This window comes from Aliihoeflea aestuarii (assembly GCF_024105665.1).
Lineage (GTDB): Bacteria > Pseudomonadota > Alphaproteobacteria > Rhizobiales > Rhizobiaceae > Aliihoeflea > Aliihoeflea aestuarii.
On the sequence record NZ_JAAAMK010000002.1, the window covers coordinates 223,982 to 234,407 of the forward strand.

The window sequence follows — 10,426 nt, forward strand, 5'->3', positions numbered from 1 at the left end:
GGGACAACGCCCGAGCGGCGCAATCAGGTCATTTCTGCGTGCAAATTCGCGTTACCACCCCAAAGCCGCCATTATGGTCGAACTCCGGCTACACCAATTCCACATCGACGACGCCCGGAACCGCTTTCATCGCCGAGGCGATTTGTGGCGACAGGCGATAGCGATCGGGAAGCTCGACCTCGATCTCGCCCTGCCCGCCCTCGCGGATGACGACGAAACTCACCTGCCCCTCGCCGCGCTGGCCAAGCTGTCCGGTCAGCATCGCAAGTGGCGACGGATCGCGCAGGAAGATACGTAGCGCCTTCTGGACGCGACATGCCTCGTCCTCCAGCGATTGCATCGTCTGAACACGCAGATTGACGCCCTCAGGTCGGTTTTCCGCCGCAACTGTCACGACCACCGATTTGCCCGGCTCGAGAAGATCGCGATATTGCGCCAGCATCTCGGAGAACAGGACAGCCTCATACTGGCCCGTCGCATCCGACAACTGCAGGATCGCCATCTTGTTGCCGGTCTTGGTTCGTCGCTCCTGACGCGACGTGATGGTGCCGGCCAGCCGTCCGGCCGATGCACCACGCTTCACTGCGGCCTGGAATTCAGTCCAGTTCTGGACACGCAGTTTTTCGAGCGTTGACTTGTATTCGTCCAGCGGATGCGCCGACAGATAAAATCCGACCGCATTGAATTCGCGATGAAGCCGTTCGGCCGGCAACCACGGTTCGGCCAGCGGCAGATGCAGCTTTTCGGGCTCCGCACCCATCGCGGCGCCGAAAATGTCGGCCTGCCCGCTCGCCGCGTTCTCACTGACGCGCGCGGCAAGGCCCATCATCCGGTCGAGCCCTGCGGCAAGGGCGGCGCGATCATGCCCGAAGCAATCAAACGCACCGGCCGCGATCAGGCTTTCGAAGACGCGTTTACCGACGATCTTGGGATCAATCCGCGAGCAGAAGTCTTCGAGGCTCTGAAACGGACGCTCCTTGCGCACCTCGACGATGTGGTCGACCGCGCCTTCGCCGACCCCCTTGATCGCCGCCAGCGCGTAGAAAATCTTCTTCTCGCCGACCTCGAACGGCCGATGGCTCGTCATCACCGATGGCGGTACGACCTCAATGCCGAGACGCATCGCATCCTGTCTGAAATCAGATAGTTTCTCGGTGTTGTTCATGTCGTACGTCATCGACGCAGCGAGAAATTCAGTCGGATAGTGCGCCTTGAGATACGCCGTCTGATAGGAGACGATGGCGTAGGCGGCCGCGTGGCTCTTATTGAAGCCGTAGTCGGCGAACTTGGCGAGCAGGTCGAAGATGAAGTTCGATTGCGGCTTGGTCACGCCCCGCTCGACAGCGCCGTCGACGAAGCGGACCCGCTGCTTGTCCATCTCGGCGCGGATTTTCTTGCCCATGGCACGGCGCAAAAGATCGGCTTCGCCGAGCGAATAGCCCGCGAGTTCCTGCGCGATCTGCATCACCTGTTCCTGGTAAACGATGACGCCCTGCGTCTCCTTCACAAGATGATCGATCTTGGGATGGATCGACGCGATTTCCTCGTCGCCATGCTTGCGGGCGTTGTAGATCGGGATGTTCTCCATCGGACCCGGCCGATAGAGCGCGACTAGCGCGATGATGTCCTCGATACAGTCGGGCTTCATGCCGACCAGCGCCTTTCGCATGCCCGCCGATTCCACCTGGAAGACGCCGACCGTCTCGCCGCGCGACAGCATGGCGTAAGTTTCGGGATCATAGAGCGGTATGTTCGACAGGTCTATGTCGACACCGCGCCGCTTGATCAGATCGACTGCCCGTTGCAGCACCGTGAGCGTCTTGAGCCCCAGAAAGTCGAACTTCACCAGGCCGGCCTGCTCGACCCATTTCATATTGAACTGGGTGACCGGCATGTCCGAGCGCGGATCGCGATACATCGGCACGAGCTGCCAGAGCGGCCGGTCTCCGATGACGATGCCGGCGGCGTGCGTCGATGCGTGACGGTAGAGCCCTTCGAGCTTCATCGCGATGTCGAGCAGGTTCTGGACGACCGGCTCCTTCTCGACCTCCTCGGCGAAGCGCGGCTCGGCCTCGACCGCGTCCTTGAGCTTCACCGGGTTGGCGGGGTTGGCCGGCACCATCTTGCACAGCCGGTCCACCTGCCCATAGGGCATCTGGAGCACGCGACCGACATCGCGCAGAACGGCGCGCGCCTGAAGCGTTCCGAACGTGATGATCTGCCCCACCTGCTCGCGTCCGTACTTGCCCTGCACGTAGCGGATCACCTCCTCGCGCCGGTCTTGGCAGAAATCGATATCGAAATCCGGCATCGACACGCGTTCCGGATTGAGGAAGCGCTCGAAAAGCAGCGAGAACCGCAGCGGATCGACGTCGGTGATGGTCAGCGCATAGGCGACGAGCGAACCCGCGCCCGAACCGCGTCCCGGCCCCACGGGAATGCCTTGCGCTTTGCCCCATTTGATGAAGTCGGCAACGATCAGGAAGTAGCCGGGAAATTTCATACGGGTGATGATGCCGAGCTCGAATGCGAGGCGCTCGCGATAATCCTCGACCGTATAGCCCGCCGTCGGCCCATGCGCGGCAAGCCGTGCATCCAGCCCTTCGCGTGCCTGCCGCGCCAGTTCGTCGGCTTCGGCCTGGATGGCGGCTTCCGCATCGTCGGAGTCGCCGGTGAAGCGAGGCAGGATCGGCGCGCGGATTGTGGGATAGTACGAACAGCGTCGGGCGATCTCGATGGTCGAATCCAGCGCTTCCGGCAGATCCTGAAAAAGTTCGGCCATTTCAGCCTGCGAGCGCAGGAAATGGTCCGGCGTCAAACGCCGACGGTCGTCGACCGCCACCACCGACCCTGCCGCAATGGCCATCAGCGCATCATGCGCATCGTAATCGTCGGAGATCGGGAAAAACGCTTCGTTTGTTGCGACCAGCGGCAGATCGTGCGTGTAGGCAAGGTCGATACTCGCCGCCTCGATGGCGCGGTCGTATCCGACAGGCCGTTGCAACTCGACATAGAGCCTGTCGCCATACCATTCCCTGAGCTTCAGGAGACGCTGGGCGGCCAAAGCCGGCTGTTCCACTTTCATGGCAGCGCCGATAGGCCCGCGCTCCCCACCCGTCAGACAGATGATCCCCTCGGCGCGCGCTGGTAGCCAGCCGGCATCGACCTGCACCGGTTCACCCGCCGGTACGTCGAGATAGGACTTGCTGACGAGGTCGACCAAATTGGCGTAGCCCGTCTCATTCGCTGCGATCAGGACGAGCGGTGCGAGCCCGCGGTCAAAACGTCGGTCGTTGCCACGCCCGTTCTCCGCCATATCAGCGAAATTCACGTCGATCTGGCAGCCGACGATCGGTTGAACACCGTCCTTGACGGCCTTTTGGGCGAATTCGAGCGCGCCGAACAGATTGTTCGTGTCGGCGATGCCGATGGCCGGTGCCCGGTCTTTGACGGCATGACCGATGATCTTGCCGATCGGCAGCGCGCCTTCCAGCAGCGAATAGGCCGAGTGGACACGCAAATGGATAAAGTCACTGGAGGTCATTGGAACTCGTATTCGGCAGAGTGTCGGCAGGAGAAGAACTCATCGGTCATTTCAACCGAGTCCCGCCCCATTGTCACGCGCGACCGGCCGTCTCCGGCTCGTTCTCCCGGCCTTTCCAGAATTCGTGCGCCTTCCCCGGAAGCCGATCCAGCGCCTTGTTGAAGGTGATCGGATCGACGTGGTGGCGCAAGACAGTCGCGACGATCTCGATCGCCTCATCCGGCGAAAAGTCATGATTGGCTCGCCATGACCGTACTTCCTCATTGAGACTTCTCATATCGCCAAAGCCGCGCATCTTCTCGTGGACGTTCCAATCCTTGACGAAGACGGCCCGCAGAACCGCCGGCAAGGCGTCGGCAAAAAAACAGCCCTTCGCCGATCGTCACGCGCCGGCGGAAAACGCGCAGGACGGATTCCAGCGTTTGATAGGTTTGATGACGCGTATCATGGCCCAGAGCTTGTCTCAGCGCTTCGACGAATCGATCGAAATCTTCGCTTGCGCGCGCATATTCGAGCGGCATTGGCATAGCATGTCTCCTCGCAGATCGGCTTGTCATCGGCGCCGAAAGCTGTGAAACCTGCCGCAAAACGTAACGAGGAGAATTGTCGACATGAAGACCCGTGCCGCCGTCGCAGTCGCCGCAGGAAAACCGCTCGAAATCATGGAAGTCGACCTCGAAGGCCCGCGCGCCGGCGAAGTGTTGATCGAGGTGAAAGCGACCGGCATCTGTCACACCGACGAGTTCACGCTGTCCGGCGCGGACCCGGAAGGGATTTTCCCGGCGATTCTCGGGCATGAAGGCGCGGGCGTGGTGGTCGATATTGGCCCCGGCGTCACGTCTCTCAAAAAGGGCGATCACGTCATTCCGCTCTATACGCCCGAATGCCGCTCGTGCCCGTCCTGCCTGTCGCGCAAGACCAACCTGTGCACAGCAATCCGCTCGACACAGGGCCAGGGACTGATGCCGGACGGCACCTCGCGCTTCTCGATCGGCAAGGACAAGATATTCCACTATATGGGCTGCTCGACCTTCGCCAATCACACGGTCCTGCCGGAGATCGCGGTTGCGAAGGTGAACCCCGACGCACCCTTCGACAAGATCTGCTACATTGGATGCGGCGTCACGACAGGCATCGGAGCGGTGATGAACACGGCCAAGGTGGAGATCGGCTCGACCGCCGCCGTCTTTGGCCTCGGCGGCATCGGCCTCAACGTCATCCAGGGCCTTCGCCTTGCCGGAGCCGACATGATCATCGGCGTCGATTTGAACAATGACAAGAAGGAATGGGGCGAGCGCTTCGGCATGACCCATTTCGTCAATCCAACCGAAATCGACGGCGATATCGTCGCCCACATCGTCAATATGACCAAACGCGGCGCGGACCAGATCGGCGGCGCGGATTACACCTTCGACTGCACGGGCAACGTAAAGGTCATGCGGCAGGCTTTGGAATGCGCGCATCGCGGCTGGGGCGAATCGATCGTCATTGGTGTCGCCGGCGCCGGTCAGGAAATCGCAACCCGTCCCTTCCAGCTCGTCACCGGCCGCACCTGGAAAGGAACGGCCTTCGGCGGCGCACGCGGGCGCACCGACGTGCCGAAGATTGTCGACTGGTACATGGACGGCAAGATCGAGATCGATCCGATGATCACGCATACGCTGACGCTGGACGAGATCAACAAGGGGTTCGATCTCATGCACGCCGGCGAATCGATCCGAAGCGTCGTGGTCTATTAGCACTCGCTGCAAAAAGCGTTCGTCGTTTGGCACCAATCGGAGCATCGCGCGTTCATGAGCAGCGCCCGGCATCTTTGCCGTGCGCATTCTATGGATTCGTCAGATTGAGGACGCTTCGATGACCCGCTCCAAGTCTTTAGCCGCTCTGGCCTTCGGTGCCTCGCTTCTTGCTCTTTCCGCTTGCGGCGAAGAGCAGCAACAGCAATCCAGCGAGGCTCCGCCCCCGGCCACGCAGCAGCAGGACGATGCCGGACAGGCGCTTGACGATGCCGGCGATGCGGCGAACGACGCGCTGTCGCGTCTTCGCGACGCGGCCGGCCAGACGGCGGAAGAAGCCGGGCGTCTTGCCGGCGAGGCACGCGAGCGGGCCGAGCGCGCGCTTGAGGACGCCGGCCCGACGATCGACCAGGCGCGCGATATTGCGGGTCGAATCGGCCAGTCGATCGAGGAAATCGCCCAGCAGGCGCGTCAGGATTTGACCGATGCCGCGGCCGCGCTGGAACGCCGCATCGCGTCGGAAACGGGCGGGACGGTGCCTGACGAGCCGGTCGGCGATCCCGCCGCGCTGCTCGGTCCCGAAGACGAACTCAGCGCCGACACCCGCGCTGCCGCTCGGGCATCCATGGCCCATGTCGGGTCAGACTATGTGGGTGCCTGGGCCGCGAGCGCGGAAAGCTGCGCCCGCATCGACCGGGAGCCGCTCGAAATGTTCGCCGTCATCACGCCGACGACGATGCGCCGCTATGAGAGCGTCTGCAACATAGAGCCCGCCGAAACGGTCAACGGAGAGACGACCGTCGCGGCCTCCTGCATCGCGGAAGGCATGGAAGAAGAGCGCCAGATCAGCTTCGATACCAGTGAGACGAATACCCTCCGCATTTCGCAGGGCGACAATGACGGCATTCCGCTCGTCCGGTGCAGCCTTCCGTGAGCGGTCCGGCCATCTTCGTCGACGCCGACGCCTGCCCTGTAAAGGACGAGGTCGTGAAAGTCGCCGAGCGCCATGACCGCGTCGTCACCTTCGTTGCCAATGGCGGTCTGCGGCCCTCGCGCGATCCGATGATCCGCAACGTCGTCGTCTCGGGGAAATTCGATGCCGCCGACGACTGGATCGTCGAAAACGCATCGACCAACGACATCGTCGTGACCGCCGACGTGCCGTTGGCTGCGCGCTGCGTGGAAAAAGGATGTCATGTCCTCGGCATGAACGGCAGCGCCTTCACGCCCGAAACGATCGGCATGGCGGTGGCCATGCGCGATCTGAAGCAGACCTTGCGGGAATCCGGCGAAATCAAGGGATACAACGCACCGTTTTCGCAGCGCGACCGCTCCGCCTTTCTTTCATCTCTGGACCGGACGGTGCGACGCGCGTTACATGCGGCGGCATGAGACGGCGCCGTCGCCATTTCCCGTTCTACGTCGCGACATTGGCCGCGATGGCGGGACTCGTCATGGGCGCGGCGATCGGCGTTCCGGCAGCGCCCGTTCTTGCCGCCAACCTGTTTTTCATCTGCTATCTCGTCTTCGCGCTTCGCGCCCTTGCGCGGCTGGAACCGCGACATGTAATGGAAGCCGCCGGCGATGACGACCTGCCGGTCGCGCTGATCTTTCTCGTCACGCTGGCGGCGGCAGGAGCCTCGCTCGCCGCCCTGTTCGTTCTGGTCAATAGCGATGATTCACCGCAAGCTGTAAATCTCATCATTACGCTGGCAGCCGTACCGCTTGGCTGGCTGACCGTTCACATCATGGCGGCAATGCACTACGCCCATGTCTACTGGAACGGCGGCAAAGGCATCGGTTTCCCCGAAACGAAAGAGCCGTCCGGCATCGATTTCATCTATTTTTCGCTGACGATCGGCATGACGGCGCAGACCTCCGACGTCGCGGCGACGACAGCGGACATGCGCCGTCTCGTGGTCATCCACGGCGTCGTTTCCTTCTTCTTCAACACGGTCATTTTGGCCGCGGTCGTCAATTCGGCCGTCAGCATCGGCAAATGAGGAAAGCATGAAGACCATTTCGACCGCGAAATCGCATGGCGGCACGCAGGGCGTTTATTCGCACGCTTCGGAAAGCTGCGCCTGCGACATGACCTTTGCGGTCTTCGTTCCGCCGCAGGCCAAGGACGGCCCCTGCCCGGTCGTCTGGTATCTGTCGGGTCTGACCTGCACCCACGCCAATGTTATGGACAAGGGCGAATACCGGAAAATGGCGGCTGAACTTGGCCTCATAATCGTCTGCCCGGACACCAGTCCGCGCGGCGATGCCGTCGCCGACGAACCGGACAACTGGCAGTTCGGCAAGGGCGCGGGCTTTTATCTGGATGCGACACAAGAGCCTTTTGCCCCTCACTATCGCATGTACACCTACGTCGCCGAAGAACTGCCGAAGCTGATTGGCGACAACTTTACCGCCGACATGTCGCGTCAATCGATCTTCGGCCATTCCATGGGCGGTCACGGCGCGATGACGATCGCGCTGAAGCATCCCGATCGATTCAAATCCTGCTCCGCCTTCGCGCCGATCGTCCAGCCTTCGACGGCGGGATGGTCGAAGCCCGCGCTGGAGAAATATCTCGGAACCGACGCAACGAACTGGCGCGCTTATGACGCGACAGCTCTGGTCGAAGATGGCGCGCGGTTTCCTGAGTTCCTCATTGACCAAGGCGCGGCGGATGGCTTTCTTGACGAGGGCCTGCGGCCGTGGCTCTTCGAAGACGTCTGCAAGGATACCGGTATCAGCCTCACATTGCGGATGCAGGAAGGCTACGATCACTCCTATTTCTTCATTTCGACCTTCATGGATGATCACCTTCGCTGGCATGGCGAACGCCTTTTTGCTCCCGATGAGGTTTAGTCAAAGTTCGCATATCTCTGTTTTGACGATGTTTTCCTTTCAGCGGTTGCGATGGGCGATCCCTTCCTACATGCTTACGCCGCTGTCGTTCCGGCAGTGGCAACCACGGAAATGACGACGGAAAGGGGTGGCAGGTGCCTGACACCACGACGATTTATTCTGAGAATCCGGACCTCGACACGCTTGGCGGACGCTTGTCGCGTGCACGCGACGCGGTCGGGATGACCACCGCGCAATTGGCGCGGCGGCTCGGCGTTCAGACGGCGACTTTGCAGGCCTGGGAAAGCGACCGGTCGCAGCCGCGTGCCAACAGGCTTTCGATGCTGGCTGGCGTTCTCAATGTCAGCCTGTCATGGCTGCTCTACGGCGTTGGAACGGCGCCCGTTGACGAGGATTTGCGCGATGAAACCGTCCGCGCCATCTCGGCGCAGCTTACAGAATTGAAGCGCCTTCATGCGCAGAGCGCCGCCGTCATCACGCAGATCGAGGAAGAGTTGAGGATATTCGCCCGCGAGGGTGACAACGCCGGGGCGATCGGCTAGGTTCGCGGCGTCAGGAGCGTCAAGCTCCGCCGGTTCGCGGGAGAGAGCAGCATCGCTGCCGCCGAAGGGGAAATCGCCCGAAATCTCTCAGGCAAAAGAACCGTTTGCCGGTCAAGACACTCTGGAAAGTCGAGGCTCGTCCTCGCGCCGAAGGTGTAAGCGTTGCCGACAGAGTTCCGGCCGCGCAAGTCTCTCAGGCTTCCGACAGAGGGGCACGAACAGGCCGCGTCAGCGGCGGAATGCGTGCGACTTCTGGAGGCCTGATGGCAGATACGGGTGAGCTTAAACAACTTCCATTGAAATCCCTGCATGAGGCGGCCGGCGCGAAGTTCGGCGGGTTCGCCGGCTGGTCTATGCCGCTGACCTATCCGGCCGGCGTGATGAAGGAACATCTTCATTGCCGCGATGCGGCCGGATTGTTCGACATTTCCCACATGAAGCTCTTTGCGGTAAGCGGTCCGGGCGCCGCCGCAGCGCTTGCGCGCGCATGCCCGATCGACCCGAGAGCACTGCCTATCGGACAGGCGAAATACACGTTCTTTCTCGATGAAAACGGCGGAATCCTCGACGATCTGATCGTCACCCGCACGGGCGAAGAGCGCTTTATCGTCGTTGCCAATGCGGGCAATGCAGATGCGGACGAAGCGCAGTTGCGCGCGGTGGCATCTGCGTTCGACTGCACGGTGGAACCGCTCGACCGCGTCTTCCTCGCGCTTCAGGGACCGGCAGCCGCGCAGGTAGCGGCAGATGCCGGGATCGACGGGGCCGATCTCGTCTTCATGCAGGGCAAGGAAACGGATGACGGCTGGTTCATCAGCCGCAGCGGCTATACGGGGGAGGATGGCTTTGAGATCGCGCTTCCCGCAGGCGTGGCCCGCGCAGTTGCCGAGCGGCTTATCGGCGACGAACGCGTCGAATGGGTCGGCCTTGCCGCGCGCGACAGCTTGCGGCTGGAAGCCGGGCTTTGTCTTCACGGTCAGGACATCACCTCCGAAACGAACCCGGTCGATGCCGGGCTTTTATGGGCGATCCCGAAAGGTCTGCGTTCCGGCGGCGACTTCATCGGCGCGTCGGCCCTTGAAAAGGCGATTTCCGACGGCCCGGCGCGCAAACGCGTAGGCCTGAAACCGGAAGGACGCCAGCCCGTTCGCGCCGGCGCTGCGCTGGTCGATGGCGATGGAAACGCTGTCGGCATGGTTACATCAGGCGGCTTCGGCCCGTCCTTCGGCAGCCCGGTCGCAATGGGCTACGTATCCGTCGAGGCAAAAGAAAAACCGATCCTTGCAGAAGTGCGCGGCAACCGCCTGCCACTCCAGATCCACCCTCTTCCCTTTCAGCCACATCGCCAGCGCAAAGGATGACGCAGATGGCACAGACCTATTTCACCTCCGATCACGAATGGATCCGCGTCGAAGGCGATGTCGCCACTGTCGGCATCACGAACTATGCGCAGGAACAGCTTGGCGACCTCGTCTTCGTCGAACTGCCGGAGACAGGCCGCGCGATCGCCAAGGGCGACACGGTGGTGGTCGTCGAATCGGTCAAGGCGGCGTCGGACGTCTATGCGCCGATCGCCGGTGAAATTACCGAAGTGAACGATACGCTTTCGTCCGATCCGGCCCTCGTCAACTCGGCAGCGGAAAGCGGCGGCTGGCTCTGGAAGATGAAGCTCACGGACGCGGCTGATCTCGATGGTCTCATGGACCGCGCCGCCTACGACGCCACGACCGCCTGACAGGAGAAAG

At 62.0% G+C, this 10,426-nt stretch carries 11 protein-coding genes and 1 riboswitch; of the genes, 8 read left to right on the plus strand and 3 right to left on the minus strand.

Annotated features, from left to right (window positions below):
* Positions 1-88: 88 nt before the first annotated feature.
* The 3 genes from dnaE to GTW25_RS05370 all read right to left on the minus strand — a co-directional run bounded on the left by dnaE (position 89) and on the right by GTW25_RS05370 (position 4,065).
* Positions 89-3,544: a DNA polymerase III subunit alpha gene (dnaE, locus tag GTW25_RS05360; protein WP_252910934.1), complete on the minus strand. Its 3,456-nt coding sequence runs from the start codon at positions 3,542-3,544 to the stop codon at positions 89-91.
* Positions 3,545-3,617: 73 nt separating this feature from the next.
* Complete coding sequence (locus tag GTW25_RS05365; protein ID WP_252910935.1) at positions 3,618-3,893, minus strand: DUF2267 domain-containing protein; 276 nt, start codon at positions 3,891-3,893, stop codon at positions 3,618-3,620.
* Positions 3,805-4,065 (minus strand): DUF2267 domain-containing protein, encoded by a 261-nt coding sequence (locus tag GTW25_RS05370; RefSeq protein WP_252911461.1) that lies wholly within the window; start codon positions 4,063-4,065, stop codon positions 3,805-3,807. Before GTW25_RS05370 ends, GTW25_RS05365 begins: the two co-directional genes overlap by 89 nt.
* A 90-nt stretch (positions 4,066-4,155) precedes the next feature.
* Here GTW25_RS05370 and GTW25_RS05375 point away from each other — a divergent pair, with 90 nt between their 5' ends.
* From GTW25_RS05375 to gcvH, 8 genes are all read left to right on the plus strand, one after another.
* The gene (locus tag GTW25_RS05375) at positions 4,156-5,283 is read left to right on the plus strand and encodes an S-(hydroxymethyl)glutathione dehydrogenase/class III alcohol dehydrogenase (RefSeq protein ID WP_252910936.1); all 1,128 of its coding nucleotides are present in this window, start codon (positions 4,156-4,158) and stop codon (positions 5,281-5,283) included.
* Positions 5,284-5,401: 118 nt separating this feature from the next.
* Positions 5,402-6,214, plus strand: a complete 813-nt coding sequence (locus tag GTW25_RS05380) for a hypothetical protein (protein ID WP_252910937.1) — start codon at positions 5,402-5,404, stop codon at positions 6,212-6,214.
* Entirely contained in the window at positions 6,211-6,672 is a 462-nt protein-coding gene (locus tag GTW25_RS05385; RefSeq protein WP_252910938.1) for a YaiI/YqxD family protein, read from the plus strand. Before GTW25_RS05380 ends, GTW25_RS05385 begins: the two co-directional genes overlap by 4 nt.
* Positions 6,669-7,283 carry a DUF1345 domain-containing protein gene (locus tag GTW25_RS05390; RefSeq protein WP_252910939.1) on the plus strand — a complete coding sequence of 205 codons (615 nt, stop codon included), beginning with the start codon at positions 6,669-6,671 and terminating at the stop codon, positions 7,281-7,283. The genes GTW25_RS05385 and GTW25_RS05390 overlap by 4 nt, the downstream gene beginning before the upstream one ends.
* Before the next feature lie 7 nt (positions 7,284-7,290).
* Positions 7,291-8,139, plus strand: a complete 849-nt coding sequence (gene fghA / locus GTW25_RS05395; protein ID WP_252910940.1) for an S-formylglutathione hydrolase — start codon at positions 7,291-7,293, stop codon at positions 8,137-8,139.
* 134 nt (positions 8,140-8,273) lie between these two features.
* Positions 8,274-8,681: a helix-turn-helix domain-containing protein gene (locus tag GTW25_RS05400; RefSeq protein WP_252910941.1), complete on the plus strand. Its 408-nt coding sequence runs from the start codon at positions 8,274-8,276 to the stop codon at positions 8,679-8,681.
* Positions 8,682-8,708: 27 nt separating this feature from the next.
* Positions 8,709-8,794, plus strand: a riboswitch (glycine riboswitch).
* A gap of 150 nt (positions 8,795-8,944) precedes the next feature.
* On the plus strand, positions 8,945-10,042 hold the full coding sequence (gene gcvT, locus GTW25_RS05405) for a glycine cleavage system aminomethyltransferase GcvT (RefSeq protein ID WP_252910942.1): 1,098 nt from the start codon (positions 8,945-8,947) through the stop codon (positions 10,040-10,042).
* 5 nt (positions 10,043-10,047) lie between these two features.
* Positions 10,048-10,416 (plus strand): glycine cleavage system protein GcvH, encoded by a 369-nt coding sequence (gene gcvH / locus GTW25_RS05410; protein ID WP_252910943.1) that lies wholly within the window; start codon positions 10,048-10,050, stop codon positions 10,414-10,416.
* Positions 10,417-10,426: the final 10 nt, after the last annotated feature.

Bases quoted from the DNA above. Each gene is read 5' to 3' on its own strand.
- GTW25_RS05375 (WP_252910936.1), top strand. From the start codon at position 4,156: ATGAAGACCCGTGCCGCCGTCGCAGTCGCCGCAGGAAAACCGCTCGAA.
- gcvH (WP_252910943.1), top strand. From the start codon at position 10,048: ATGGCACAGACCTATTTCACCTCCGATCACGAATGGATCCGCGTCGAA.
- fghA (WP_252910940.1), top strand. From the start codon at position 7,291: ATGAAGACCATTTCGACCGCGAAATCGCATGGCGGCACGCAGGGCGTT.
- GTW25_RS05380 (WP_252910937.1), top strand. From the start codon at position 5,402: ATGACCCGCTCCAAGTCTTTAGCCGCTCTGGCCTTCGGTGCCTCGCTT.
- GTW25_RS05390 (WP_252910939.1), top strand. From the start codon at position 6,669: ATGAGACGGCGCCGTCGCCATTTCCCGTTCTACGTCGCGACATTGGCC.
- dnaE (WP_252910934.1), bottom strand. From the start codon at position 3,544: ATGACCTCCAGTGACTTTATCCATTTGCGTGTCCACTCGGCCTATTCG.
- gcvT (WP_252910942.1), top strand. From the start codon at position 8,945: ATGGCAGATACGGGTGAGCTTAAACAACTTCCATTGAAATCCCTGCAT.
- GTW25_RS05370 (WP_252911461.1), bottom strand. From the start codon at position 4,065: ATGCCGCTCGAATATGCGCGCGCAAGCGAAGATTTCGATCGATTCGTC.